Genomic DNA, 25,534 nt, shown 5'->3' on the forward strand with positions numbered 1-25,534 from the left:
TTTCATGCCGCTTTTCCGGTCCGGCGGTCCGCCCCCACCGAAACCGGATAGACGAAGGCCAACAGCACAAAGGTGAAGAAAGCCGTGGCGATGGCGTAAAACAGGCTGCCCCCTCCGATATGATGGATGAGCAATCCGCCCACATAGGGCCCCATCATGCTTCCCACGCTGAAGTGGGCGCCGGCGATGGCATTCGCCTCCGGCAGATGGCTGGAGGGAAGGATGTCCGCCAGATAGGCCAGTCCCAGGGAATAGAGGGAGCCCAGCAGTCCCCCGATCAGGCTGAACAGCCCCAGCAAAATCACCGGCTGTCCGGTAAAGGAGGGTACCGCCGCCAATCCCGTCCCTCCCAGCAGACAGATCGTCACGAGCACGTTCTTCCGCCCGTACCGGTCGCTCAGCATGCCGAGGGGCATTTGCAGAATCAGCCCCCCGCAAACAAAGGCGCTCAGCAGCACGGAAATCCACCCCGTGCCCAATCCCTCCCGGTGACCGTACACGGGAAAGCTGGCCGCCAGCGAAGCGTCGAGAAACCCGTACAAAAAAGCGGGACACAGGGCGACGAGGGCCCAGCGGTAAATGTCCGCCCATTTCCCTCCGGCGCGCGCCTTTGCCTTCCCCTCCTCCGCCGGCGGTTTCCCCCGGTCCAAAAGCGCCGCCAGCAGCACCGCCGCCAGGAGGCACGCTCCCATGAGGGAAAAGGGGACCCACAATCCCCGGTCAAGCAGGTTGATGCCCAGCGGTCCCAAGCCGAATCCCGCCCCGAAGGCAAAGCCGTACAGGGTGATGTGCCGTCCGCGCATCTCGGCCGGACTGGTGGAGGTCACCCACAATTGCGTCGAAAAGTGGAGCAGATAATCCCCCACCCCGACCAGGAAAAGCAAAACGCTCCACACGGGGGGACCGTCAAAGAGCGGAAACAGAAACGCGCAGCAAGCGAGGGATATCAGCCCGGTCAGAATCGCCCTTTTGTATCCGATCCCCCGAACCACCCTTCCGACGAAGGGAGCCATAAGCAGCATGCCCACATAGAGGAAAGCGGCGTTCAGGCCGTTGAGGCTGGAACTGACTCCCCTCCGCTCCAGCATCGTCGTCAAAAGCGGAATCAACAGGCCCTGGGTCATCCCGGCCAGAGCGGTGATCACCAGGAGAATCCGGAACCGGCCTTGAGACCACTGATTCACCATGACTCCCCATCTCCCGTATGCGAACATTCGTTTGCTTTTTATTTTTGCATGTCACGAGTATAACGCTTTTTGTCCGATTCATCAATCCCTCCCCCGGACACACCGCCGCAGGCTGCGAAGGCATGGGCCGGAAGGCGGGACGATGCCCCTCGAGGCCGCCTCCGCCGGGTAGCGGAAGGATGGAAACTTTCCTCGCCCCGCCATATGCCACAGTCTGTTTCGGAAGCGGAAGACCAAAACAAAAGCCGCCCTTCCGCGCACCGCGGCGGCGGTGCCTGCGGAACGGCGGCTTTTCGGCGGCGTTTCGTCCGGGACTTATTCCGGCAAAAACGCCAGCTGCAGAATGAAGAGGATCATGAACAGGTACATCAGCGGATGGATCTCCCGGAAGCGGCCGCGGACCAGCTTAAGCAAGGGATAGGTGATGAACCCGAAGGCGATTCCCGTGGCGATGCTGAAGGTGAGCGGCATGCTCAACATCGTGATGAAGGCCGGAAACGCCTCATCGAAGTCGTCCCAGGCCACTTTTTTCAATCCACCCAGCATGAAGCAGCCCACGATGATCAGCGTCGGCGCAGTGATGGCCGGCAACGCGGCGATCGCCTGCACCAGGGGAGCGAAAAAGAGGGTGAGAAGAAGCAGGATGCTCACCACCACCGCCGTGAGCCCCGTCCTCCCCCCGGCCGCCACACCGGAGGAGGATTCGATGTAGGCGCTGGTGGGACTGGTGCCCATGGCCGCCCCGGCGGTCATTCCGACGGCGTCCGCCAACAGCGCCGACCGCATCCGGGGAAACGTGCCGTTTTTCATCAACTTGGCCTGCTCCGCCACGCCGATCATCGTTCCCGTCGTGTCAAACAGGGTCACCAGCAGGAAAGCGAAGATGACGGCGTAAAGCCCCTGGGAAAAAACGTCGGGAATCGCCACAACCGCCTTGCCCAGGGTGGGCGCCAGGCTGGGCGGCATCGTCACCCACCTGTCCGGCAGCTGAAACAGGTCGAACACCCAGCCGAAAAAGGCGGTGAAAACCATCCCGAAAAACAGCGCCCCGCGGACCCCGAGGGTCATCAGAATCAGGGTGACGAACAATCCCGCCAGGCTGAGCAGCGTCATCGGCTCGTGCATATCGCCGAGCCCCACCAGGTTCACTTCATCCCCCACGATCACTCCCGCCGACTTGAGGCCGATGAAGGCGATGAACAGCCCGATGCCCGCCGTGATCCCGTGCTTCAAGCTTTCCGGAATCGCCCGGATCAGCCCTTCCCGGAAGGGAGTCACACTGAGCAGGAGAAAGATGACGCCGGCCACCAGCACGGCCCCCAACGCCGTCTCCCAGCGGACGCCCGTCTGCCCCACCACGCTGAAGGCGAAATAGGCGTTCAGGCCCATCCCGGGGGCGATGGCGATCGGGTAATTGGCAAACAGCCCCATGATCAGCGTCCCGATCACGGAAGCAAACACCGTTGCCACAAAAACGGCGCCGAAATCCATTCCTGCCTGCTCGAGAATGGCCGGGTTGACCACCACGATGTACGCCATCGTCAGAAAGGTGGTCATGCCGGCGAGGATCTCCGTTCGCACCGTCGTTCCCCGTTCCTTCAACCCGAACAGTCGATCCACGATTCTCCCTCCTTTGCCGCCCGCGTAAAAATCATCCCTGTCCATCATAGTCCGTTCTCCAGTCCGTGACAACCATCCCCCGGCCGTTTTTTCATCCGCCCGGGGACCGCCAGGGAACGGGCAAAAACGCGGCATCCTGCAGGACCGGGCACCTGGGCGTCCTTTCAAAAGGCGGCGGGCCCTTTTTTATGGCCGGACCGGAAACGAAAACGCCTATGACCGAAGCAAAAACCTCCGGCGACCTTCTCGCCGCGGAACCGGTGCACCCTCTCCCGATCCGAGGGTCATTTTCTGGAGAAAAACCGCCACAGTTTGCGGGGGATGTCGTAAAAATAAAATTTCGGAAGCTCATACAGCCACTCCTTGAGCACGCCATACAGCCACAAAAAGGGAGAGGCCAAGAGGATCAGCAGCCACCTTCCCGCGATGCGCCAACCGTACTTCTTCAGGTAGCGCCGCGTCGCCCGCCTTTCCCTCGGATTGGTGGGGATGCCGAAGTTGCGGCGCAGGTTTTTCTTGAATTCCTCTTTTGAAGGAAACAGGGAATCGGAAGGTTTCCCCATAAAACTCCACCCCCTTCAAAATGACTCACCCGGATCATAAAATGATTGTCGCCAAAAATCCATCGGTCGCGCCGAAAAATGCGGCGCCCGCCCCAAGGCTCCTCCGGAAAAAAGGCGGCGCCGCATCCCGCAGGATGCGGCGCCGATGAAAAGCACTCTTGGCAGATGGGGCCCGGTTGATCCATTGCGTCAGGTCCGAAGGGTGCGGTTCGGCGTGCGGAACCCTTTGATCAGTTTCCGGAGATAAGGAAGGACATAATAGTCGAGTCCGATCTTGCCCGCATTGGCACCCGCGACGATGAGGAAGATGCTGAGCAGCACCATTTGCGGGTTGGTGCTGGTGGTGCCGCTGAACAGAAAGGCGAAGTTCATGACCATCCCGAAGAAGGTTGCAGCGGTGGTGAGGCAGCCGAGGATCAACCCCAGCCCGACCAGGAATTCTCCCCATGGCACAAGAAAGTTAAACAATTCCACGTTCGGGATCGCAAAGCCTTCCAGGAACGCGGCCCACCATCCCTGTACGGCCGGATGTTCCCCGACCGCTTTTTCGACTGCGCCATGCAAAAATCCCGTCGCATCAAATCCGCCCACAATCTTTTCCCAGCCTGCAACCAACCACGCATACCCGAGATACAGCCTGATCACCAACAGTACAAAGCTGGCTACAGTGCTTTCCCTCAAGAAGCGGAGCATGGTTGATCAGCCCCCGATTTTTGAATTGTGAAGCGGATCCCCTTCACACTTTCAGTATAAGAGACTCTCGGAAAAGCTTTTGTGAAATATATCACAATCAGGTTGAACAATCTTTGTCCGAAATGGGGAGGTTGAATGAACGCTCACCGCCCTTCGGAAGCATGTCCGCCGCAGGGCGCGGCGCCTTGCAAACTTCCGGCAAAATTGCTACGATGCTGTGGGTATGTACCTTAGGAGAAACCGGACAGGAAGGAATCGGAACATGAAACGACCCGTCATCATTGGCGTGGCCGGCGGAAGCGGATCCGGAAAAACCACCGTGGTCCGCAATGTCTGTGACCGCCTCGAAGGATGTGTCGCCGTCATCGAGCAGGACGCCTATTACAAGGATCAATCCCACCTGCCGATGGAAGAGCGGAAAAAAACCAACTATGACCATCCGCTCGCCTTTGACAACGATCTGCTCATCTCGCACTTGCAACAGCTGCTACAGAGGAAACCCATCGAAAAACCGGTATACGATTACACCCAACATACCCGGTCCCGGGAAACCGTCACGGTGCAGCCCAAAGACGTGATCATCCTGGAAGGGATTCTCATCCTGGAGGATGAAAAGCTCCGCTCACTGATGGACATCAAGGTCTTCGTCGACACCGACGCCGACATTCGCATCCTGCGCCGCATCGAACGGGATGTCAAGTCCCGGGGCCGTTCCCTCGATTCGGTGATCCGGCAGTACCTGGAGACGGTACGTCCGATGCATCAGCAGTTCGTCGAGCCGAGCAAACGTTACGCGGACCTGATCATCCCGGAAGGGGGCTACAACCAGGTGGCCGTCGACCTGCTGGTGAACCAGATCCGGACCATTCTTTCCGCAACCCCCTGACCGGCGGACCGCGCCCGGCTTCCGCCGGGCGCTTTTTTTGGAGGGGTTTTTCCGGAGGCGGCGGCAAAAAGACCCGTGGTATAATAGTTTCCAACGGGAGGGATGTGTGATGTATCACGTGACCGCCTACGACAACGAAGGAAAAAAACTGTTGGACGAGCCCCTGCAGGCGGAAAGCGACGCGGAAGCCCGCGAAAAAGGACTGTCTCTGCTGGCTGAGAAGGAGTATCTGCAACTTCCGTACCGGATCGTCCACACCTCGGGACGCCTCGTGGCCTTCAACAGTCACAAGGGAAAAGGCCCCCAGTGATTGGTGCATCCCCATAAAAAGAAAAGACCGGCTCCCGTCCGGAGCCGGTCGGGCTGTGAAAAAGCATCCGGGGCAGGCGGTTTTCCGCCCGCGCAACCTCCGCCGCGGAGTCGAGGCGGGAAAATCGCCCCCGCAAGTTCCGTCCGAAACCAGTAAGTCCCCTCGCCACGGCAATTCCCCCGCCTTGCCCTCCTCCGGCGGAAAAGCGTCGATCGCGTTTCATTTCTCCTCACCGCAGAAGCCGCAGGCCGTTCAAGATCACCAGGATGGTGCTGCCCTCGTGGCCCACGACGCCGAAGGGGAGGGAGATGTGCCCTCCGAAGTTGGCCAGGATCAGGGAGAAGATCACCAGGGAAGCAAAAACGAGGTTTTGCACGATGACGTTCCGGGTCCTTCGCCCCAGGGAGAGGGTTGTGGCCACCCGGTCCAGATCGTCGTTCATCAGCACCACATCGGCCACATCCAGGGCCACATCGGTGCCCGCCCGGCCCATGGCGATCCCCACGGAAGCCGTCGCCAACGCCGGGGCATCGTTTACCCCGTCTCCCGCCATGGCCACGCGTCCGTATTTTTTCTCCAGCTCCTGGATCAACCGCACCTTGTCCTCGGGAAGCAATTCCGCGTACACCTCGTCCACTCCGATCCGGTTCCCGATCGCTTCCCCCGTGCTGCGACGGTCCCCCGTGAGCATCACCACCCGGATTCCCATGCGCTTCAGACGGGAGACCGCCGCCTTCGCCTCGGGACGAATCCGGTCCTGCAGGGCGATCCAGCCGACCACTCCCTCTTCGGAAGCGATCCCGACCACCGTTTTCCCTTCTCGATCCAAACGGTCGATGATCCGGCCATTTTCTCCGGCCAACTCCCCGCCCTCCACAAAGGCGGGTTTGCCCACCTTCCAGGTTCCGCCGTTCCATTCGGCGACAACGCCCTTGCCGGGCATCGATTCGAAGCGGGAGGGCCGCTTCAGTTCCATGCCCCGCTGACGGGCCTGGGCGACGATCGCCTGGGCGATCGGGTGCTCGGAAACGCTCTCGATGGTGGCGGCGATGCGAAGGATCTCCTCTTCGCCATATTCCCCGGCGACGGGAATCACGTCGGTCACCTGCAGCCGTCCCTCCGTCAGCGTCCCCGTTTTGTCAAAGGCCACCACCTTGACGCCGGACAGCCCCTCGAGGACCATGCTTCCCTTAAAAAGCACCCCTTTTCGCGCACCGTTGGACATGGCCGACAGGACTGCCGGCATGATCGAAGCCATCACGGCACAGGGGGAAGCCACCACCAGAAAAACCATCGCCCGGTAGAAGGCATCGCTCCAGTTCCAGGAAAACAGCAGAGGGGGAACGGTCATCAGAATGCCCGTCACCACCAGCACGGAAGTGACATACCACCGCTCCAGCCGTTCGATGACCCGCTGCGAGCGCGGCACCTCGTTTTGGGCCTTCTCCACGAGGCGGATGATCTTTGAAAACAGACTCTCGTCGGCCAGGCGGGTCACCTCCACCAGCAGCGACCCTCTCCCGTTCATCGTTCCGGCGAACACCTCGTCCCCCTCCCCTTTATCCACAGGCAGGGACTCGCCGGTGATGGAAGCCTGATTGACCGCGGAACGCCCTTCAATCACCCTGCCGTCCACGGGAATGCGGCTTCCCGGCCGGATCAGCACGCGATCCCCGATGCGGAGCTCCTCGATGGGAACCACCTGCTGCCTTTGCCCGTCCACCCGAAGCGCCGTCTCCGGTTTCATCTCCATCAGCGACGACAAATCCTTCCGGCTCTTCCCTTCCGCCACCCGTTCCATGGCACCGCTCAGGGCAAAGATGAAGATGAGCACGGCCCCTTCCAGCCAGTAGCCGATGGCGGCGGCCCCCAACGCGGCGATGATCATCAGAAGGTTGACGTCCAATTTCCGCTCCTGGGAGAGGGTGAGAATCCCCTCTTTCCCCTTGGCATATCCTCCGACGGCATACGCCAGCAGATACAGAAGCGTTGACACCCATCCCAGCCTCGACTCGCCCAACCAGGCAACCAGGGTCAACACCCCGCAAACGGCTGCGGCAATGCCCTCTCCGTAGCGCATGAAAACACTCTCCCGCACTTCCTTCGGTTCTTTGGCAGAACGGAACACCGACGGTTCCGAACACGTCTTGGCCAATCCGTTCACGTTGCCCACCGCCTCCCTACGATTGATAATCATTCTTGCTCTCCCTGAAACGGGGCATGCTACCCGGTGACGGGTAGCACGCCAGATGAAAATGATTATTATTATTTTTATCACCATCAAACATTTTGTCTTCGGTAAACTTATTTATAATCATTATAATCTAGATCCTCCCAAAGGTAAAGGCGTTTTTTCACACGGTCGCTGCCAATTTCTTGCGGCTCGCATGGCTCCGTCCCCTCGCCCGAAGCGCCGCCGCGCAAAAAAGGGACGGCCCCAGCGGGGGCCGCCCCTCTCTTGCGTCCTGCGCTCAACCCGTTTTGGTCCGAAGGTTTTTCCGACGGCGTTCGTACACATGGGGACTGACGCTCGGATGAAACCGGACGGATCGCTCGATGTATATCTCATGCCACAGGATGAAGATCAGCAGCGTCCAGATCTGCCGGCTGTAGTCGAACCGGCCGTCCTTGTGCATCTCCAGCAGGCGGGCGGCCTCCGCCTTGTTGATCCAACGATCCACGCGGCCGCCCATCAGCGTTTCCCTCGCCCAGGCGTAAAACTCCTTCCTCAGCCACTGGCGGATGGGCACCGGAAAGCCCAGTTTTTTTCGGGAATGGATCTCCTCGGGGAGAACATCCTTCATCGCTTCCCTCAGCACCCACTTGGTCGTCCCGTCCCGGATTTTGTATTCGGTGGGGATGCGGGAAGCGACTTCAAAGACCTTGCAGTCCACAAACGGCACCCTGAGCTCCAGGGAATTGGCCATCGTCATCTTGTCCGCCTTCATCAGAATGTTCCCGCACAGCCAGGTGTGGATGTCCAAGTACTGCATTTTCGTCACGTCATCCATGGCGGCCACCCGGGCATAAATGGGCCAGGTCACTTCCCAGGGATGGTGATCCTTCAGGGCGGAGGGATCCGCAACAATCCGCCTTTTCAGGTCTTCGTCGAAAATGAAGGCGTTTCCGAAGTACCGCTCCTCCACCGTTTTGGAACCGCGAAGCAGAAATCCGCGCCCCTTCAGGCCCCGCGGCAGGCGGGAGGCCATTCTCCCCAGCCCCCCGCGGAGGGATTGGGGCATGCGGGAAAACATCCGGAGCGCCTCCGGCTCCCGGTAGATGTTGTAGCCCCCGAAAAATTCATCCGCCCCCTCCCCGGAGAGGACCACCGCCACATGCCGGCTGGCCAGCCGGGCGACAAAGTACAGGGCGACGGCCGAGGGATCGGCCACGGGTTCGTCCTGATGCCAGACGAGGCGGGGAAGCTCCTCCAAATACTGCCGGGAGCCCACCAGCAACTCATGGTGGTCCGTCCCCAGTTTGGAGGCGGTGCGGCGGGCGATTTCCAACTCACTGTACCCCTTCACGTCAAATCCGACGGTGAAGGTCTTCACCTCTTCATGCCTGCGCAAAAGGGCGGCGATCGAGGAGGAATCCACGCCGCTGGACAAAAAGGCCCCCCGCGGCACGTCGCTGATCCGGTGCTTGGCGACGGATTCCGCCAACACCTCTTTGGTTTTCTCGACGTGATGGGAAACGGTGTGATCCCGTTCCGGGAGAAACTGCGCGGTCCAATAGGGGGTGACGGTCAGCTTGTCCTTTTCCACCTTGAACCGATGGGCGGGGGGAATCTTGTAGATCCCCTGAAACATCGTATCCGGATCGGGAACATACTGGAACGTGAGGTAGCGATGGAAGGAGGCCGGATTCACCTCCCGGGAAACCCCGCGAAGCTCCAGCAGCGACTTGATCTCCGAACCGAAGGCGAAGGCCTCGGAGGTCTCCGTCCAATAAACCGGCTTGATTCCGAAATGATCCCGGGCCCCGAACAGCAGATCCTTCCGCCCGTCCCAGATGACAAATCCGAACATCCCCCTCAGAAACCGCGGACATTCAAAGCCCGTCTCTTCGTAAAGGTGGAGAATCGCTTCCGTGTCCGAATCCGTTTTGAAGCGGTGCCCCTTATGTTCCAGCGATCCCCTCAGCTCCCGATAATTGTAGATCTCCCCGTTGAAAACGATCCAAATCTCTCCGGTCTCGTTGGAAAGGGGCTGATCTCCCTTTTCCAGGTCGATGATGCTCAGCCGGCGAAACCCCAAACCGACCCGTTGATCCAGATGAAAGCCCTCGCTGTCCGGCCCCCGATGGAGGAGAACCCCCGTCATTTTTTCGACGGTTTTTCGCTCGACCGGCACTTCTTTTTTATTGAGCAAGGCGACAAATCCGCACATCGAGGCTCTCCCCCCCGGCAATTGAAAATGCTGCAATAGCGAGGGCACGCCAAAACCCTTAAGCCGCACGAAATGGATAATTTTGACCTTTTTTCCTTGTTTAATATATATAAGTCAAAACTGTCATTCAAGTGAAAATAGATGGTTACCATACCCTATGCGCTTTCCAAGGCCGATGGTTCCCGGGCACTTGCCCAATCCTTCACCGGTGAACCGAAGATCTCAGCGCGACGGACGCGGCAGAGCGGGAGAGGAAGATCCGCCTTCCCCGTCGCAAACCCGGACAGGTATCGCCTGCCTCCCGGGAAGGGGCCCCTCGGCGGACGCGGTTCCGTCCCGCCTGGAGCGGACATGATGGCGTTGATCCGCAGGCCGGCCACGCAGTTCACAGCCGGTGCCGCTTCAGCCAAACCCACCGGCTCTCCCCCGTGAAAAAGGCCGCAGGGCGGATGGCGGCGGAAATCGACCGTCTTCCTCACCACCCGATCCGGAAAAAGCTCCACCGGTTCGATTTCCCGATTAATCGATCAGGCACCCACTCCTCACATCCGGCCGCGCACCATCCTCCGCCTTTTCAGGTCGCGCACAGATTTCTTTCGAACCTCCCCATGCGCATCAAAAATATGCCATAATACCTGATTGTAAGGGCGCGGGGCGGACTCTTGAATCAAGGGAGATGTTCATGGGAAGAAATCAAGAGGAAAAAATGGTAAAGTATCAATGATTGCGCCTCCCTGAATCCGATCCGGGCTCAACACAGGGTGGAAAGGGGGATAGAGGATGCAACCGCCAGAACAGAAAACCGCAAAAGAAGAATACGTCCAAGAGCTGATCCGAAGCGGCCTGCTGCGGGAAAAGGAACGCTGGATCACGGAGATGATCCGGCCCGAACGCCTGATGCGCATGCACCAGGTGTTGAACCAACGGACCCGATACATTTCCGTCTTGCTTGAAGCGATCGATGACGGACACAACCAGGCGGCCGTCCTGCGGTCGGCGGATGCCTTCGGAGTCCAGAACATTTCCATCATCGAAGGGGACAAACCCTTTCAACCCAACAAAAAGGTCACCCAGGGCTCCCATAAATGGCTGACGATCCAGAAGCACCCGGATCTTCAGACGGCCCTTCAAAAACTGCGGTCGGAGGGATACCAGATCTGCGTCACATACCTCGGGGACGGCGCGGTCCCGATCGGGGAAGTCGACCTCTCCAGGCCCGCCGTGCTGCTGTTCGGCAACGAACACCGGGGAATCTCGGAGGAGGCGGCCCGACTGGCGGACCAGAAATTTTACATTCCCATGGTGGGCTTCGTGCAGAGTTTCAATATTTCCGTGGCGGCTGCCCTCACCCTGCAGGAAATGACGAAACGGGCCCGCGAAATCGCCGGGCAACGCTATTTTCTGACCGCCGAAGAAAAGCGGGAGCTGTTCCTGGAATGGATCATGCAATCCCTCCGTCCGCCCCTCAGGGACAAGGTGCAGCAGATCCTGGCAAAATCCAAGCGCCCCGGAGGCCAGAAAGAGGACATCCGCTTGTCCGTCTAACATCCGGCGAAGGTTTTAAGGGGCCCCATTTTCCGGGCGCCAATCCCACCGGGCGGAGGCCCGCTTGTCTCACGGGACCGGCGCCGGGTCGGCAAGGCGAAGGCCATCCGCGTGCGACAAGAAGGGGGTTGTGCAAAGGCACAACCCCCTCTTTCTGCACCGGGTCCGCGAAACCAAAGCCCACAATTCCTTGCCCTTTCCTCCCCTACTTTTCGTCGGTTTCCACAAAATCCTTCAACCGGGCGAGCCGGTCCTTCCAAAACCCTTCGAAATGGGAGAGCCACTCCTTCAGCTCGAGAAGGGGTTCCGACCGAAGGCGGTACCGTTTTTCCCGCCCCTCTTTTCTCTCCACAACCAGCCCCGCCTCCGCCAATATGCGCAGGTGCTTGGATACGGCCGTGCGGCTCATGGGGAAATGGGCGGCGATCCTGGTGACGGACATCTCCTGTTCCGCCAGCAGCTTCAGGATCTGCCGGCGGGTGGGGGCGGCGATCGCCTGAAACACATCGTGTTTGGCGGAAGTTCCCATGCTGCTTCCCCTGCCTTTCCTTCCCTGTCGGCCCGAATCCGGAACGGCTCATGACCCGTCCCTTACCATGATAAACGACTCCGGAGAAAAAGCGGAGGGGGGACTCCGCCGGGCGGTGAAAGATTTACCCTTCCACATAGTTGCGCAGATGCACCTGGACGATCTCCTTCCAACCGTGGTCCATCCGCTCGCGGATGACGGCATTCGTATCCCGCCCCTTCGCGATGATCTCCTCCGGGGCTCCCCAGCCGTCATGGACGAGGGTGAACTCCGTCTGATCCCCCCGTTCTTTCAATTCAAAAGTGACGCGCCACCCGGACGTATCCCAGGCGAAAACCAGCCGATGGGGCGGATCCAGTTCCAGCACCCTGCACGGCGACGGGCCGAAGGGCGTCTGCAATGTGAAGGTGCCGCCCGCCTCCGGTTGAAAATCGTTGGGCATGAACCAGGCGGCGATGCCCTCCGAAGTGGAAACGGCCTTCCACACCCGATCGATGAGGGCATTCAGGATCACCGTCTGGCGTATCGCCGGCAATTTTTGTCGATGGTCCATTCCATACCCTCCCGGTCGGATCAAATATGAAACCATTTGGTTTCGTTTCGATTATATGAAACCAAATGATTTCATGAAAACAGAAATTTTTTCCTCGGCTTATATCATTCCAATAAACGGCGAGGTCCACCCGTTTTCACCGTTTTGTACCCGCGGCGATCGGACCCGGCAACAAAAATTTACTAGCTTGCCCACATTGGATAAAATGACCAATAAGCCCGCTTGCCAAGGAAAGGGGGAATGGCAATGGACCACCGACACCTGTTGAAACAGGCGGTCGACATGGCCTGCGAAAACGTCCGCAGCGGCCGCGGCGGCCCCTTCGCCGCCCTCATCGTGTTGGACGGGGAGGTGATCGGCCGGGGCGTCAACGAAGTGACCGCGCTGAACGATCCCACCGCCCACGCGGAGATCCAGGCCATCCGGGAAGCGTGCCGGCGTTTGCAGAGGAGCCGGCTGGACGGCGCCATCCTGTACGCCAGCGGCGAGCCGTGTCCCATGTGCACCGCCGCCATCTATTGGGCGGGAATCCAATCCGTCTACGTGGCCTGCTCCAAACGGGAGCTGCTTGAGGCCGGTTATCCCGACGGACTTGCCCGCTATCATCAGGACATCCGGAAACCGCCGGAAAAACGGTCCATTCCCTTCCACACCATCCCTGTGGAGGGGTATCTGGAGCCGTTCCGGATTTGGAAAGAGCTTGCCGGCTCCGATTGATCCCGAAACCGCAACCATCCCGGTTTCCTTCGGAAACCGGGATCGCCGTATGTTTCCGCGACATCCTCAGCCCCGTCTTTCCAGGGCTTCCCGCAGCGCCTCCGGATCCGTCACCGGCGCCCGGCAGGCATAATTTTCACAGACGTAGGCGGCGGCTTTTCCGCCCTGCGCCCAATACTCCCGGACATAGGGGATGAGCTTCTCCACCTCCGCCGCTTCGGGCCCTTCGGGGCGGCACACCCACACCGCATCGGGCAAAAACATCCGCCCCACCGTCTCCAGCATGTTCCGGGTGTCCGCCTGCTCAGGATCGCCGGCTACGACGATCTCCCGGGTCGGACCCAGGGCGAACTGCACCGCCGTCAGGAAGAAGGTGTGAGCCATCGGCGCCTGCCGGATCGTGCCGGCAAAGGCCCGAAGCTGCCGCTCCGCCTCCTCTTCCAACCGGGGATCGGCCAGCAGCCGGGCCAGCCGGATCAGGTTGTACGCCGCCACCGAATTTCCGGAAGGGGTGGCCCCGTCATAAATCTCCTTGGGCCGGGTGAGCAGCTCCTCCCCGTCCGCGCCGTAGAAGAAAAATCCCCCTTCCTCTTTATCCCCGAACAGGTCGATCATCTCCCGGGTGAGATCCGCCGCCTGGCGCAGATAATCGATCCGCAGGGTGGCTTCATACAGCTCCATCAGCCCCCAGGCGAGAAAGGCGTAATCGTCCAGGAAGGCCAAAATGGCCGCCTCTCCGTCCCGGTACCGGGCCAGGAGCCGCCCGTCTTCCCGGCGCATCCTTCGCAGGATGAAGCGGGCAGCCTTTTCGGCGGCATCGGCGTATCCCTCATCCCCCAACACCCTTGCCCCGCGGGCCAGGGCGGCAATCATCAGGGCATTCCACGAAGTGAGGATCTTGTCGTCCCTGTGCGGGCGAACGCGCCGCTCCCTCGCCCGGAACAGTTTTCCGCGCGCCTCTTCCAGGATCCGTTCCAGTTCTTCCTCGCTCATCCCGTGCCGGGCGGCGACGGAGGAGAGGGAGATATCGATCCGGTGCAGAATGTTCTTCCCCTCGAAGTTGCCCGCTTCGGTCACATCGTAACACTCGCAAAACAAACGGCCCGTCTCTTCCCCCAGCACCTCGCGGATCTCCTCCGGCGTCCAGACGTAGAACTTTCCCTCCTCTCCCTCGGAGTCGGCATCCTCCGCCGAATAAAATCCCCCCTCCGGCGCCGTCATGTCCCGAAGCACATAGGTGAAGATCTCCCGGGCCACCCGGGAATACACCGCCTTTCCCGTCACCTGATAAGTCTCCAGATAGGCGAGGGCCAGAAGCGCGTTGTCGTAGAGCATCTTTTCAAAGTGGGGCGTGTGCCACCGCTCGTCCACCGAATAGCGGGCAAACCCGTATCCCAGATGGTCGTAAATCCCGCCCCGGCGCATCGCCTCCAGGGTTTTCTCCACCATCTTAAGGGCCCGCTCCTCCCCGGTCCGCTTAAAGTGGCGCAGCAAAAAGAGAAAATCGTGGGGGCGGGGAAATTTGGGCGCCTGGCCGAAACCGCCGTATCGCTCGTCAAACTGGGCGGACAGCTGCTGATACGCCTCCTCTAAAACCGCCTCCGCCAACTCCCCCCTGTCCGCGGAATTCATGTAGTCCCGGATCGCCTCCGCCACCCGGTCCCCCGCCCGCAGGAGGTCGCCCCGCCTCCGCTTCCAGGCGTCCGCGACGCGCTCCAAAATCTCAAGAAGTCCCATCCGCCCGTACCTGCTCCGCTTCGGAAAATACGTCCCGGCGAAGAAGGGTTTTTTCTCCGGCGTCATGATCACCGTAAGGGGCCATCCGCCCTGACCGGTCATCGCCTGACACACCGTCATGTAGACGTGGTCCACATCGGGCCGCTCCTCCCGGTCCACCTTGACCGCCACAAAGTCCCGGTTCAGCACCCGGGCCACCTCTTCATCCTCGAAGGACTCCCGCTCCATGACATGACACCAGTGGCAGGTGGAATAGCCGATGGACAAAAAGATCGGCTTGTCCTCCCGCTTCGCCTTTTCAAAGGCCTCCTCGCCCCAGGGATACCAATCCACCGGATTGTGGGCGTGTTGCAGGAGATATGGGGATTTTTCACGGATCAGACGGTTGGGTTTTTTCACGTTTTAGCCCCCCGCGTTCTGATTGGCATATCCTTCCACGTTACAAAGACTGTATCATCTTTTCGCGGTTCATGCAAAGTGCCGTTGCGGCGGATCATCTCCGGCGGTCTCAACCCGGCTCCCCAGGCCTCCCGACTGTCCGGGAGCGGCGTCATGGCCGATGGCCCCCGAAGCTGCGGCGGACGCGGAAAAGCCCGTCTGCGAAGTCGCGCCTCCCTCCCGATTCAGGTGTTTGAACAACTTGTTACCCTTTATAAACAACCGCCTATTTGTTCAATAAATCACATAAAAAAGACATTTTCTTTGCTAATATAAAAGGGGGAAGGAAAGAATGCACCCTATTGATTGTTTAATCTATCACAATAACAGAAATACCGAATGAGGGTCAGGAGACGGAGTTCATCATAAAGCCTTTGCGGTGCGGCGGATCATGCCTTGTCTTCGCGACAAAACTTTCCGGGACGGGGGGCTTCCTGCCGATCGCGGTCACCGGGCAAACATACCGCCCCCCTCTGCAGACGGGAGGGAGAATCGTGGGCACATGTGTCGAGGAGATCGCGCTGGAGAAGGAACGATCAGTCATTGACACCTGGTCGAGATTGTACGGCTTTCAAGAGGAAGATATCCGGAAAGCGATGAAAAAAACCCGGACACCCGTGCTCTGGATCAACGGACTGGACTGCACGGGATGCATGGAATCCTTCCTGCGGGGAATATCGAGCACCACCGAATTGCTGCTGGATTGGATCTCGCTGGAATACAGCGAATTGCTCTCTTCCGCATCCGGACACCAGGCTGAAAGTCACAAAGGAAGAATCTCGGAGGAGTACGACGGGAAATTTGTGCTGGTCATCGAAGGGGCCATCCCGTTAAAGGACGAATATCTGACGGTCGCCGGAAAGTCCGTCCGGGAAGAGATCATCGCCACCGCCCAAAAGGCGAAAGCGGTGTTGGCCTTCGGAAGTTGTTCGGCATGGGGCGGGCTTCCCGCGGCAAAACCGAATCCGACCGAATCGGTTTCCATCCGGGAACTGGTGCCGAACGTGCCCGTCGTCCTGGTCCCGGGATGCCCACCGATCGCCGATGTGATGATCGGGACGCTCCTGCACCTGGCGATTTACGGCGAAATCCCCGAACTGGACAACAAAGGACGGCCAAAGCGGTTTTACCGTCAAACCGTCCACCAGGTCTGCCATCGGAAACCCTTTTTCGACAAGGGCTTGTTTGCGGAGTCCTACGACGACGAAAAGGCCCTGAAAGGATATTGCCTGTTCAAACTGGGATGCAAGGGGCCCTCCACCTTCAACGCCTGCGAAACGCTGGGCTGGAACGGCATGCGCACCTCCCCCATCGGAGCCGGATTCGCCTGCATCGGGTGTTCGGAAAAAAATTTCTGGGACAAGGGGCCCCTGTGCCATCGCAAGGTTCGGGCGGGGGCGAAGATCAAGGCAAAAGCCAGATAAACATCCGGTCACACCAGAAAAGTGGAAACTTCCCTTTTTCCACTCCGCTTCCGCTTTCATTCCCCCCTCCGGCCAGGGCCCTTCCCCCTGGCGATTCCGACGCTGCCCGGCAAGCGTTGTGGGCTGCAAAATCGCCAGGCCTTGTTTTCAAACGGCAATATCCCGCCTGTCAAGCCCCCATTTTCCCCCTTGAACAGGCAAAGGCGAGGCCGCTCGGCCTCGCCTGCCCGATTTTCCTCCACAGCCCGGAACCGCAAAAAACCGGCGCTTACCCCCGGTTTCAAGCGTCCGCGCCTTGCTCGTTCAACATCTGAAACACCTGTTCCACGTCCTTGTCCCCTCTGCCCGAGAGGTTGACGAGGAGGATCCGGTCCCTCCCGAGGGTCGGCGCCAGCCGGATGGCGTGGGCAATGGCGTGGGCGCTCTCCAGGGCCGGCAGGATGCCCTCCGTTTTCGCCAGCAGCTGGAACGCCTCCAGCACTTCTTCGTTGGTGACGGTGACGTATTCGGCCCGTCCCGTCTCCTTCAGATGGCTGTGCTCCGGCCCGATGCCGGGATAATCCAGTCCGGCGGCGATGGAATAGGTGGGGCGCGGATTCCCCCGTTCGTCCAACAGAACGAGGCTCCTGAAGCCGTGAAGCACGGCGGGCACCCCTTCCGTCAGCGTGGCCGCCTGGTCCGGTTCCACGCCGATCAGCCGCACCTCTTCGTCCTCCAGGTAGTGGGCGAAGGCTCCGATGGCGTTGCTTCCGCCGCCGACGCAGGCGATGACGGCGTCGGGGAGGCGCCCCTCCTTCTCCAGGATTTGACGCTTCGACTCCTCACTGATGATCGACTGGAAATGCTTGACCATGGACGGGTACGGATGCGGTCCCACGGCGGACCCCAGCAGGTAGAAGGTGTCTTCGTAGTTGGCGACCAAATCGGCCAGGGCTTCATCCACCGCGTCCTTCAATCTTCCCTGCCCCTTGGACACGGGAACGACCTTGGCCCCCAGCAGTTCCATCCGGAACACGTTCAACGCCTGTCTCTTCGTATCCTCGGCGCCCATGTAGATGGTGCAGTCCATGCCGAACAAGGCGCAGGCGGTCGCCGTGGCCACCCCGTGCTGGCCGGCGCCGGTCTCGGCGATGACCCGCTTGGCCCCCATCCGCTTGGCCAGCAGAATCTGCCCGATCGCGTTGTTGATCTTGTGCGCCCCCGTGTGATTCAGATCCTCGCGCTTGAAATAGATCTTGGCGCCCTTCAGATGTTCCGTCAGATTCCGGGCGTAGGTCAGGGGCGTTTCGCGGCCGACGTACTCCCGCAAGTAATAAAGGTACTCCTCCTTGAAATCCGGATCGTCCTTGTACCGTTCGAACTGCTCCGCCAGGCGGTCCAGCACTTCCTGCAGCTCAGGAGATACGAAGCTTCCTCCAAATTGACCGAAATAACCCTGCTCCACCTCAACTCGGCTCATCTCGATTCCTCCTCGTCCTCTGACATCCTCTGATAAAAAGCAGGTGCTGTTTTTTGCATGATAGATCTTAAGCGCGGGAATGTCAACCGCCCGCAACTTCTTGCAACAGGGGCCGCCGCGCTCTTTTCACGGCCTCCTTGCCCCGGCGCAGCCTGAGAAAGGCCGGACCGACCAAAGGCTAACAAATCCGCGGGAGCATCATGCCGCTCATCCGGCTGAGCCTCCTCGTGCTTCCAAGGGTTGAACGCAGCAACAGCCGTCCCTGCTCCCGGCCCGTCACGCGGCCGATCACCGCCGCCTCCCGCCCCAGGGGGTGGCCGCGCAGAAGCTTCACCACCTTCTCCTCATCCTCTTGGGCGACAATCAGGACCACCTTGCCCTCATTGGCCAGATACAGGGGGTCAAAGCCGAAAATGTCGCATGCCCCGCGGACTTCCCGCCGGACCGGCAATGCGGCCTCGTCCAACTGCACCGTCACCCGGAAATCCTCGCAGATCTCCACCAGGGCGGTGGCCAGACCGCCGCGGGTCGGATCGCGCATGATGCGCACTCCCCGCACGGAGGAAAGCAGCTCCGAGATCATGCCGCTTAAGGACGCGCAGTCGCTGAAGAGGCCGGGAGAAAGGCCCATCTCCCCCCGCGCCGCCAGCACGGCGATGCCGTGGTCGCCGATCGTTCCGCTTATGATCACCGCATCCCCTTCCCGGATCTGCTCGGGATGAAGGCGCCGATCCGGGCGCAGGCGGCCGATTCCCGTCGTATGGACAAACAGTCCGTCCGCGCCGCCGCGCTCCACCACCTTGGTGTCCCCCGCCACGATCCGGACGCCCGCCCGCTTCGCCTCCTCGGCCATGGACCGCGCGATCCGGCGCAAATCCTCCACGGGAAAACCCTCTTCCAGAATAAACCCCGCCGTCAAAAAACGGGGCTCCGCCCCGCTGACGGCAATATCGTTTACCGTTCCCGACACCGCCAGCTTGCCGATGTCTCCTCCGGGAAAAAAGAGGGGCTTGATCACGAAGCTGTCGGTGGAGATGGCCACGTCGCCGCCTTCGAGGGGAAGCAGGGCGGCATCCCAACGCGCCTGCTCCTCATGCCCGAAGGCTTCGACAAACACCTCCCGGACCAGCTGGTGCGCCAGTTCACCGCCGTCTCCGTGAGCCAGGCTGATTTTCCCCTTCAACTTCCATCCCCCGCCTCCATGTAGTGATAATGGGCGGCACAGCTTCCTTCGCTCGAAACCATGCAGGGGCCGATCGGACGGGCCGGCGTGCACGCCTTCCCGAACAAGGGACATTCCGGCGGCGTCGCCACGCCCCGGATGATTTCCCCGCAGCGGCACTTCGTCTTACGCGGCTCTCCCACCTTTACGGAAAAGCGGCGCTTGGCATTCAGATGGGCATATTCCGGACGGATGTCGAGGCCGCTTTTGGGGATGACGCCGATCCCCCGCCAGGCTTCGTCCACCGGTTCCAAATACCTTTCCATCAATTGTTGCGCCCGGATATTGCCCTCCTCGCGGACCACCCCGGAATATTCGTTGACGATCTCCGCCCGGCCGGCGAGAACCAGCTCCAGCAGCCGGTGAATCCCCGCCAGAATCTGAACCGGTTCAAAACCGCTGATCACACCCGGCATTCCGTATTCCTCGGTCAAATAGCGGTATCCTTTTCGTCCGATCACGATCGAGACATGGCCGGGCAGGATCAACCCATCGAGGCGCACCTCCTTCGATTCCAGCAACACCCTCAAAACCGGCTCCACCAGCTTGGTCGTCATCCACATGGAAAAATTGTCCATCCCCCGCTCCTCCGCCGCCTTGAGCGTCGCCGCCAAAACCGGGATCGTCGTCTCAAAGCCGATGCCGAGAAAAATCACTTCCTTGTCCGGGTTTCCGGCGGCGATCTTCAGCGCATCGTCGGGCGAATACACCGGGCGGATGTCCGCCCCCTCCGCTTTCGCTTCCATGAGGCTGCGCCTTGAACCGGGAACCCGCATCATATCTCCGAAGGTGCAGAGGATCCGGCCGTCTCCGTCGGCCAATTGGATCATGGCGTCGATGTCTTTCTGATCGGTGACGCAAACCGGGCATCCCGGACCGGAGATGAGCTTCACGTGCCCCCGCAGAAGGGCTTTGATCCCCGTGCGCGCCAAAGCCATCGTGTGGGAACCGCACACTTCCATGAAGGCGGGCTCCCTCCCCGTCCGGTCCTTGTACTCTTCCGCCAGTTTCCGGATGCGATCCAGCAGCTTCCGGCCGAGGACCGGATCGGAACACTGCTCAAGAATCTCCCGCATCGGCGATCAACCTCCAGGCCTCCATGCTGGCTTTGGCGTACTCCTCGCTGATGACCGACATGGCCTGCCCCGCGTGGACGATCACATAGTCCCCGACGCGCACCTCGGGCACGAAGATGATTCCCACGCGCATCCGCGATCCCATCACATCCACCCATGCGTCAAAGTCCCCTCTTTCCACCACGCGGGCCGGAACCCCCATGCACATCGCCGCTTCCCTCCTCCTCCGAATGCGCCTTGTCCCGACGGGAGGCGATCACCAATTGCCCAAGCGCCAGCCCCCCGTCGCTCGGCGGCACCCGCCGGTGGGTGTACACCCGGAAACCGGCGCGCCTCAACCGGTCCGCAATCGCCTGCGACAGATATTCGTTGTGAAAACTTCCCCCGGACAGGGCGACACTGCGGTTCAGTCCGGGCCGCCTCTCGCTCCAGGACAAAACCCTCTCGACGCACACCCGGGCCACCGTCCGCTGAAACTTCTCCACAATCCTCGCGACCGGCACGCCGGAAAAGCGGTCACGGATCAGTTCCCTGAGCATCGGCGAAAAATCGATCTCCTCCAAACCGCCTTCGCCCGCCCTCAACGCATGCGGATAAACCTCATCCGCCTCGCCGGCCTCCGGATCCTCTGTTTTCCGCCCCAGCTCCGACAGGCGGATCGCCGCTTCCCCGTCGTAGCTGGAGGCGCGGCAAACGCCGAGAAGGGCGCTGACCGCATCGAACAGCCTGCCGCAGGTGCCCGCCAGGGGGCTGTTGATGCCCGAACGGGTCATCTGCGCGATCACGTCGATCTCCCTCATCCGCTCGGGAAACAGGCGTTTCGCCCATTCCACCCCCTCTTCCCCGAACAGATCGGCCAGCATGCCCGCGGCATTGCGCCAGGGCTCGCGAACCGCCCTCTCGCTCCCGGGCAACGGCGTATATCGGAGATGGGCCAGCCGCTCAAAGGAACGGGCGTCGCCATACAAGATTTCAAATCCCCAGATTTTCCCGTCCAATCCGTAACCGGTTCCGTCCAGAATGATCCCGAAACAGGGCTCGTTGACCCCGTTGTCCACCTGGCAGGCCACCAGATGGGCGTGATGGTGCTGAACCGGCACCACCGGGATGCCCATTTCCCGGGCCAAGGGCCAGGTGCTGTAGCCGGGGTGGAGATCCACCGCCGCCGCTTTCGGCCTGATGCCCAGCCATTTCAACAGGTGACGGAACTCCCGTTGAAAACGGTCGATCACTTGCAGACTGTCCATGTCGCCGATGTGGGGGCCGAGAAAAATTTGGTTTCCCCGGCCGATCGCAAACACATTTTTCTGTTGCCCGCCAAGGGCCACCACGCCGTCCACCGGATGCGGCGCAGGCAGGGGATCGGGCACAAACCCGCGGGAACGGCGATAAAAAAGGGGAACATCCCCGCGGACCCGCACCACCGAATCATCGATCGGGTGCAGGATTTCCCGGTCGGAGGAAAGGACCGCATCGGCGATATCCGCGAGATAATGGAACGCCTCTTCGTCCCTGTACAAAATGGGCAAGCCGGAGGGATTGGCGCTGGTCATCACCAGCGCCCGCAGGGAGCCGTCCGCAAACAGCAGATGATGCAGCGGGGTATAAGGCAGCATGACGCCGAGGGTCCCCAGGCCGGGAGCCAAAAGCTCCGGCAAACCCGCATCGCTTCGCCTGTCGAGGATCACGATGGGGGATTCCGGGGAAGCGAGCATCTTCTCCTCCGCTTCCGACAGCAGGCACAGGCGGCGCGCCTCCTCCAGGGAGCGCACCATCACGGCCAAGGGACGCCTGGGGCGCCGCTTACCCTCGCGCAGCCGCCGGACCGCCGCTTCATCGAAGGCGTCGCAGGCCAGGTGATATCCGCCCAGCCCCTTGACCGCCACAATCTCTCCCCGCTCAAGACGAATCCGCGCTTCCTGGAGAGCGCGCTCCCCCTCCGCCAATTTTTCGCCGCCGATGGTGAAAAGAATAAGCTTCGGGCCGCACTCGGGGCAGGCGATGGGCTGCGCATGATGGCGGCGGTTGCCGGCATCGTGGTATTCCGACGCGCACCGCTCGCACATGGTGAAGGATTTCATCGCCGTAAAGGGCCGGTCATAGGGCAATTCCTCGATGATCGTGTAACGGGGTCCGCACTGGGTGCAATTGATGAAGGGATAGCGATAGCGGAAATTTCCCGGATCGAACATCTCCTCCAGGCATTCCTCGCACACGGCCGCATCCACGGGAATGACGACGGAGGAATCGCCGCGCCGGTCGCTCTCCTGGATGACAAAGTCCCGATAACCCTTTACCGGCACCTTTTCCTCCAGCACCTGATCCACCCGCGACAGGCGCGGCGGGCGCTTCTTCAGCCGCATCAGCAAGCGGTCGATGGCGCGGGGCTCCCCTTCCACCACGATGCGAACCCCATCCATGTTGTTCTGGACGGTTCCCTTCAGCCCGAGCAGGCGGGCTTGTTCGTAGACAAAGGGGCGGAAACCCACCCCCTGAACCCTGCCCCGGACGGTGATCCGCCTCGCCTCAATCATGGGACATCCTCTCGCGGATCCAGTTCAGCCATGCCTCCATCCCTTCACCCGTCTTGGCCGAAAGGGGAAGCAGGCGGGAAGCGGGCTGGATGCCCCGCAGGTCGGCGGCGGCTTCTTCCAGATCAAACTCGACATGGGGGAGCAAATCGATCTTGTTGAGCAACACCAGCTCGGTGCGGCGGAACATCACCGGATATTTGGCGATTTTGTCGTTCCCCTCGGTTACGCTCAGCACCACCACCTTGTGGTGTTGTCCGAGATCGTACCCGGAGGGACAGATGAGATTGCCGACGTTTTCGATGAACAACAGGTCGAGGTCGTCCAGGGATAAATCGGGAAGCACTTTGGCGATCATCCGGGCGTCCAGATGACAGCCGCCGTGGGTGTTGATCTGCACCGCCTCCGCTCCCAGCGCCCGGATGCGGTCGGCATCCTTCTGCGTCGCCAGGTCTCCCTCGATCACGCCGATGCGGAATTCGGGCGCCAGCGCCTCGATGGTCCGCTCCAGGATCGTCGTTTTCCCCGAACCCGGCGAACTCATCATGTTGATCACGAGGGTGTCGGTGCGGTCAAACAGCGATCGGTTGAATGCGGCCGCACGGTTGTTGTCGGCCAACACGCTTTCATCCAGCATCACTTTCATTCCCATCATCTTCCTTCATAGGATCTCACGCAAAAGGTCTCTCCGGAGACGATCATTCCAGACGGCATGTTGCAGTGGGGGCACAGGGCGATCAGCCGCTCCGGCGCATATTCCCTGCCGCAGACGGTGCAGCGCGCCCGGGCCTCCTCGCGCACGATGACCAGTTCCGCCTCCGGATCGAGCATCTCTTCCCCCCGCCTCTTGTAAATTTCGAAGGCCATATCCAGCGCGCCCGGAAGCACGTTGCTCAACTCGCCGACAACCACTTCGATGCGTTCGATGGTGGAAAAATTTCGCTTCCGGGCATCCCGCCGAACCAGGCTCAGGATGTCGCCCATCAACGCCAATTCGTGCATGGTACCCCTCCCGGCACCGGTTTCTCATTCCCTCAACCCCACATACCACGTCCCGTCCTTTTTTTTCACCGGATATCGACGCAGCCGGAGATTCCCCGCCCCGTCGAGGGGAGACCATTCCTTCCCGCACAGAAAACAATGGAAGCGCTTCACGTGAGGGAGCCAGTGAACCACCGTCCGGCACTGGGTGCACTCGTTTCCGAAGGCGCCCGTCTTCTCCCCCGCCACCAAAAACAGGCCCTTCCCCTCGACAAACACCTCCTTCACCTGAAGGGCGCCCGCCGCTTCGCCTTCCAGGGCATGCTCCGGCAGCGGATGCCAGCGAATCCCCGAAATGCGGTCGATCACGCGTTCCATTTTTTCCAGATCGTCCTCGATCAAGGGATGGGCGATGTACGCCGCCGTCTGAAGCAGATCGTCTCTCAGCTGCCGCAAAAATTCTTTCCGGTTCATGGCCCGATTCCCCAACGCTCGATTTGTCCGACCACCGCGTCGATCAATGCCGGAACCGCCTGCCTCACTTCCTCCGACAACCCGATCCCAAAGGCCAAAGAGGCGGGCTCAATCCCGAACAGCATCACCTCTTTGGGCCCTTTTCCCCGCCATTGCGCGGCCTGCAGCACTTCCTGGAACCCGATCTGATGGATGGACAGTTTCCGCGAGAAATAGGCGGGGATGTCGCCGCCCTTCAGAACGATGATCGTCCCCGGCTCCGCCTCCGCCCGAATGGCGTCGATCACGATCAAATATTCGGCCTCCTCCACCGGCCCGAGCAACCGGAGACCGTCCGTGGCCCCCTCGATGATTTCCACCCGCTCCCGGCCGTGGAGGGCTTTCCGCAGCTCCGGCAGGATGTGAACGCCCAGCCCCTCATCGGAATGCAGGATGTTTCCGATCCCCAGCACCGTGACGCCTTTCCGCCGATCCGCCGGCCGGATCCCCCGCTCCGCCTTCGCCTCCGCCTCTTTCCTCATCGCCCTTCTCCTTTCGCGCGGCCTCATATTTGTAACCGGTGAATATGGAGGAAATCGTCGCGTTGCGGCTCAACCAATCCTCGCGAAACGCCATGTACACGTGGATCGGAACAAACAGGGCAAACCCCCAGGCGACCAAATGATGCCACGAGCGGACGGAGAAGCTGTCCCCGCCAAACAGCGCCGCAACCCGGGAAAACAGGCCGCCCGCGGCCGATTCCCATTGCGGTTCAAAATAGAGGACAAAACCCGTCAGCACCATGATCACCGAACCGAGGCCGATGAAGATCAGATAACTCAACTCGGCCAGGGGGTTGTGGCCGATGTAGTGGGGCTTTCGGTTTTTCAGGAACAGATAGGATTTCAGTGTCTCCACAAGCCCCCGCCAAAACGCGCGGCGCAGCGGATTGGTCCGGGCGTACCGGTTCCCCTTCAGGAACCAGTAGGCCCGCATCAACAGATTGGCCGTGAACAGGAAGGCCGCGATGAAATGAATGTAACGGGCCCACCCCATCAGGAAGAAGAAATGGGCTTCTTCGGAAACGGCCGGAACGACGAAGGGATTTCCGATGTACAAGCCGGTGGCGAACAGCACAACGATGCAGAGGGCATTGACCCAGTGAAAAACCCGCACCGGCAATTCCCACACGTATACGCTCCTTTTCATCCGCTCCACG

At 60.6% G+C, this 25,534-nt stretch carries 25 protein-coding genes; 5 read left to right on the top strand and 20 right to left on the bottom strand.

All coding sequences use genetic code 11. The annotated features are described in order from the left end of the window. Nucleotides 1–2: 2 nt before the first annotated feature. From BM063_RS11700 to BM063_RS11715, 4 genes are all read right to left on the bottom strand, one after another. Nucleotides 3–1,187: an MFS transporter gene (locus BM063_RS11700; protein ID WP_177199129.1), complete on the bottom strand. Its 1,185-nt coding sequence runs from the start codon at nucleotides 1,185–1,187 to the stop codon at nucleotides 3–5. 315 nt (nucleotides 1,188–1,502) lie between these two features. After that, nucleotides 1,503–2,798, bottom strand: coding sequence for an NCS2 family permease (locus BM063_RS11705; protein ID WP_092039270.1), 1,296 nt, complete (start codon nucleotides 2,796–2,798; stop codon nucleotides 1,503–1,505). Nucleotides 2,799–3,091: 293 nt separating this feature from the next. Further along, on the bottom strand, nucleotides 3,092–3,370 hold the full coding sequence (locus tag BM063_RS11710; RefSeq protein ID WP_092039207.1) for a hypothetical protein: 279 nt from the start codon (nucleotides 3,368–3,370) through the stop codon (nucleotides 3,092–3,094). A 189-nt stretch (nucleotides 3,371–3,559) separates the two neighbouring features. Then, nucleotides 3,560–4,063: a DoxX family protein gene (locus BM063_RS11715; protein ID WP_092039210.1), complete on the bottom strand. Its 504-nt coding sequence runs from the start codon at nucleotides 4,061–4,063 to the stop codon at nucleotides 3,560–3,562. A 262-nt stretch (nucleotides 4,064–4,325) separates the two neighbouring features. Between BM063_RS11715 and udk the strand changes: the two genes are divergently transcribed. Together udk and BM063_RS17305 are read left to right on the top strand one after the other, a co-directional pair. Beyond that, a complete protein-coding gene (gene udk, locus BM063_RS11720; RefSeq protein ID WP_092039212.1) occupies nucleotides 4,326–4,949 on the top strand; it encodes a uridine kinase in 624 nt (207 codons plus the stop codon). Nucleotides 4,950–5,058: 109 nt separating this feature from the next. Beyond that, nucleotides 5,059–5,259, top strand: a complete 201-nt coding sequence (locus BM063_RS17305; RefSeq protein ID WP_143085334.1) for a YhzD family protein — start codon at nucleotides 5,059–5,061, stop codon at nucleotides 5,257–5,259. A 229-nt stretch (nucleotides 5,260–5,488) separates the two neighbouring features. On the opposite strand, the gene BM063_RS11730 is transcribed toward BM063_RS17305, so the two are convergent. The 3 genes from BM063_RS11730 to BM063_RS11740 all read right to left on the bottom strand — a co-directional run bounded on the left by BM063_RS11730 (nucleotide 5,489) and on the right by BM063_RS11740 (nucleotide 10,153). Continuing rightward, a complete protein-coding gene (locus BM063_RS11730; RefSeq protein WP_092039215.1) occupies nucleotides 5,489–7,456 on the bottom strand; it encodes a heavy metal translocating P-type ATPase in 1,968 nt (655 codons plus the stop codon). 274 nt (nucleotides 7,457–7,730) lie between these two features. Next, the gene (gene asnB / locus BM063_RS11735) at nucleotides 7,731–9,650 is read right to left on the bottom strand and encodes an asparagine synthase (glutamine-hydrolyzing) (RefSeq protein WP_092039217.1); all 1,920 of its coding nucleotides are present in this window, start codon (nucleotides 9,648–9,650) and stop codon (nucleotides 7,731–7,733) included. 155 nt (nucleotides 9,651–9,805) lie between these two features. Further along, the gene (locus tag BM063_RS11740) at nucleotides 9,806–10,153 is read right to left on the bottom strand and encodes a hotdog family protein (RefSeq protein ID WP_092039219.1); all 348 of its coding nucleotides are present in this window, start codon (nucleotides 10,151–10,153) and stop codon (nucleotides 9,806–9,808) included. Between the two features lie 277 nt (nucleotides 10,154–10,430). Here BM063_RS11740 and BM063_RS11745 point away from each other — a divergent pair, with 277 nt between their 5' ends. Beyond that, the gene (locus tag BM063_RS11745; protein ID WP_092039221.1) at nucleotides 10,431–11,195 is read left to right on the top strand and encodes a TrmH family RNA methyltransferase; all 765 of its coding nucleotides are present in this window, start codon (nucleotides 10,431–10,433) and stop codon (nucleotides 11,193–11,195) included. A gap of 205 nt (nucleotides 11,196–11,400) precedes the next feature. On the opposite strand, the gene BM063_RS11750 is transcribed toward BM063_RS11745, so the two are convergent. Further along, nucleotides 11,401–11,724: an ArsR/SmtB family transcription factor gene (locus BM063_RS11750; RefSeq protein WP_092039223.1), complete on the bottom strand. Its 324-nt coding sequence runs from the start codon at nucleotides 11,722–11,724 to the stop codon at nucleotides 11,401–11,403. Between the two features lie 124 nt (nucleotides 11,725–11,848). Further along, nucleotides 11,849–12,277 (bottom strand): SRPBCC family protein, encoded by a 429-nt coding sequence (locus tag BM063_RS11755; protein WP_092039225.1) that lies wholly within the window; start codon nucleotides 12,275–12,277, stop codon nucleotides 11,849–11,851. 246 nt (nucleotides 12,278–12,523) lie between these two features. Between BM063_RS11755 and BM063_RS11760 the strand changes: the two genes are divergently transcribed. Further along, a complete protein-coding gene (locus BM063_RS11760) occupies nucleotides 12,524–12,994 on the top strand; it encodes a nucleoside deaminase (RefSeq protein ID WP_092039227.1) in 471 nt (156 codons plus the stop codon). 66 nt (nucleotides 12,995–13,060) lie between these two features. Here the strand turns inward: BM063_RS11760 and BM063_RS11765 are convergent, their stop codons facing one another. Then, entirely contained in the window at nucleotides 13,061–15,130 is a 2,070-nt protein-coding gene (locus BM063_RS11765; protein ID WP_092039229.1) for a thioredoxin domain-containing protein, read from the bottom strand. A gap of 533 nt (nucleotides 15,131–15,663) precedes the next feature. Here BM063_RS11765 and BM063_RS11770 point away from each other — a divergent pair. After that, on the top strand, nucleotides 15,664–16,593 hold the full coding sequence (locus BM063_RS11770) for a hydrogenase small subunit (RefSeq protein WP_143085335.1): 930 nt from the start codon (nucleotides 15,664–15,666) through the stop codon (nucleotides 16,591–16,593). A gap of 280 nt (nucleotides 16,594–16,873) precedes the next feature. Here the strand turns inward: BM063_RS11770 and trpB are convergent, their stop codons facing one another. The 10 genes from trpB to cybH form a co-directional block, all read right to left on the bottom strand. After that, entirely contained in the window at nucleotides 16,874–18,052 is a 1,179-nt protein-coding gene (gene trpB, locus BM063_RS11775; RefSeq protein ID WP_092039231.1) for a tryptophan synthase subunit beta, read from the bottom strand. A gap of 178 nt (nucleotides 18,053–18,230) precedes the next feature. Then, a complete protein-coding gene (hypE, locus tag BM063_RS11780; protein ID WP_245752246.1) occupies nucleotides 18,231–19,235 on the bottom strand; it encodes a hydrogenase expression/formation protein HypE in 1,005 nt (334 codons plus the stop codon). Beyond that, nucleotides 19,232–20,350, bottom strand: a complete 1,119-nt coding sequence (hypD, locus tag BM063_RS11785) for a hydrogenase formation protein HypD (protein ID WP_092039235.1) — start codon at nucleotides 20,348–20,350, stop codon at nucleotides 19,232–19,234. Before hypD ends, hypE begins: the two co-directional genes overlap by 4 nt. Then, nucleotides 20,334–20,558, bottom strand: a complete 225-nt coding sequence (locus BM063_RS11790; protein ID WP_092039239.1) for a HypC/HybG/HupF family hydrogenase formation chaperone — start codon at nucleotides 20,556–20,558, stop codon at nucleotides 20,334–20,336. The genes hypD and BM063_RS11790 overlap by 17 nt, the downstream gene beginning before the upstream one ends. Next, nucleotides 20,512–22,884, bottom strand: coding sequence for a carbamoyltransferase HypF (gene hypF, locus BM063_RS11795; RefSeq protein ID WP_092039241.1), 2,373 nt, complete (start codon nucleotides 22,882–22,884; stop codon nucleotides 20,512–20,514). The genes BM063_RS11790 and hypF overlap by 47 nt, the downstream gene beginning before the upstream one ends. Then, the gene (gene hypB, locus BM063_RS11800) at nucleotides 22,877–23,527 is read right to left on the bottom strand and encodes a hydrogenase nickel incorporation protein HypB (protein WP_092039274.1); all 651 of its coding nucleotides are present in this window, start codon (nucleotides 23,525–23,527) and stop codon (nucleotides 22,877–22,879) included. The genes hypF and hypB overlap by 8 nt, the downstream gene beginning before the upstream one ends. A gap of 5 nt (nucleotides 23,528–23,532) precedes the next feature. Continuing rightward, on the bottom strand, nucleotides 23,533–23,883 hold the full coding sequence (locus BM063_RS11805; RefSeq protein WP_092039243.1) for a hydrogenase maturation nickel metallochaperone HypA/HybF: 351 nt from the start codon (nucleotides 23,881–23,883) through the stop codon (nucleotides 23,533–23,535). Between the two features lie 24 nt (nucleotides 23,884–23,907). Continuing rightward, nucleotides 23,908–24,336: a hypothetical protein gene (locus BM063_RS11810; RefSeq protein ID WP_092039245.1), complete on the bottom strand. Its 429-nt coding sequence runs from the start codon at nucleotides 24,334–24,336 to the stop codon at nucleotides 23,908–23,910. Next, nucleotides 24,333–24,857 (bottom strand): HyaD/HybD family hydrogenase maturation endopeptidase, encoded by a 525-nt coding sequence (locus BM063_RS11815; RefSeq protein ID WP_092039247.1) that lies wholly within the window; start codon nucleotides 24,855–24,857, stop codon nucleotides 24,333–24,335. The genes BM063_RS11810 and BM063_RS11815 overlap by 4 nt, the downstream gene beginning before the upstream one ends. Beyond that, nucleotides 24,754–25,524, bottom strand: coding sequence for a Ni/Fe-hydrogenase, b-type cytochrome subunit (cybH, locus tag BM063_RS11820; protein ID WP_092039276.1), 771 nt, complete (start codon nucleotides 25,522–25,524; stop codon nucleotides 24,754–24,756). The genes BM063_RS11815 and cybH overlap by 104 nt, the downstream gene beginning before the upstream one ends. Nucleotides 25,525–25,534: the final 10 nt, after the last annotated feature.

Origin of the sequence: Planifilum fulgidum (assembly GCF_900113175.1) — a bacterium.
Classification (GTDB): Bacteria; Bacillota; Bacilli; order Thermoactinomycetales; family DSM-44946; genus Planifilum; species Planifilum fulgidum.

Coding starts and splice junctions, on each gene's coding strand:
- BM063_RS11750 (WP_092039223.1), bottom strand. CDS start 11,724: ATGGGAACTTCCGCCAAACACGATGTGTTTCAGGCGATCGCCGCCCCC.
- cybH (WP_092039276.1), bottom strand. CDS start 25,524: ATGAAAAGGAGCGTATACGTGTGGGAATTGCCGGTGCGGGTTTTTCAC.
- trpB (WP_092039231.1), bottom strand. CDS start 18,052: ATGAGCCGAGTTGAGGTGGAGCAGGGTTATTTCGGTCAATTTGGAGGA.
- BM063_RS11715 (WP_092039210.1), bottom strand. CDS start 4,063: ATGCTCCGCTTCTTGAGGGAAAGCACTGTAGCCAGCTTTGTACTGTTG.
- BM063_RS11745 (WP_092039221.1), top strand. CDS start 10,431: ATGCAACCGCCAGAACAGAAAACCGCAAAAGAAGAATACGTCCAAGAG.
- BM063_RS11760 (WP_092039227.1), top strand. CDS start 12,524: ATGGACCACCGACACCTGTTGAAACAGGCGGTCGACATGGCCTGCGAA.
- BM063_RS17305 (WP_143085334.1), top strand. CDS start 5,059: ATGTATCACGTGACCGCCTACGACAACGAAGGAAAAAAACTGTTGGAC.
- hypB (WP_092039274.1), bottom strand. CDS start 23,527: ATGAAAGTGATGCTGGATGAAAGCGTGTTGGCCGACAACAACCGTGCG.
- hypD (WP_092039235.1), bottom strand. CDS start 20,350: ATGCGGGAGATTCTTGAGCAGTGTTCCGATCCGGTCCTCGGCCGGAAG.
- udk (WP_092039212.1), top strand. CDS start 4,326: ATGAAACGACCCGTCATCATTGGCGTGGCCGGCGGAAGCGGATCCGGA.
- BM063_RS11790 (WP_092039239.1), bottom strand. CDS start 20,558: ATGTGCATGGGGGTTCCGGCCCGCGTGGTGGAAAGAGGGGACTTTGAC.
- BM063_RS11710 (WP_092039207.1), bottom strand. CDS start 3,370: ATGGGGAAACCTTCCGATTCCCTGTTTCCTTCAAAAGAGGAATTCAAG.
- BM063_RS11700 (WP_177199129.1), bottom strand. CDS start 1,187: ATGGTGAATCAGTGGTCTCAAGGCCGGTTCCGGATTCTCCTGGTGATC.
- BM063_RS11815 (WP_092039247.1), bottom strand. CDS start 24,857: ATGAGGAAAGAGGCGGAGGCGAAGGCGGAGCGGGGGATCCGGCCGGCG.
- BM063_RS11755 (WP_092039225.1), bottom strand. CDS start 12,277: ATGGACCATCGACAAAAATTGCCGGCGATACGCCAGACGGTGATCCTG.
- BM063_RS11805 (WP_092039243.1), bottom strand. CDS start 23,883: ATGCACGAATTGGCGTTGATGGGCGACATCCTGAGCCTGGTTCGGCGG.
- BM063_RS11810 (WP_092039245.1), bottom strand. CDS start 24,336: ATGAACCGGAAAGAATTTTTGCGGCAGCTGAGAGACGATCTGCTTCAG.
- hypF (WP_092039241.1), bottom strand. CDS start 22,884: ATGATTGAGGCGAGGCGGATCACCGTCCGGGGCAGGGTTCAGGGGGTG.
- BM063_RS11730 (WP_092039215.1), bottom strand. CDS start 7,456: ATGATTATCAATCGTAGGGAGGCGGTGGGCAACGTGAACGGATTGGCC.
- asnB (WP_092039217.1), bottom strand. CDS start 9,650: ATGTGCGGATTTGTCGCCTTGCTCAATAAAAAAGAAGTGCCGGTCGAG.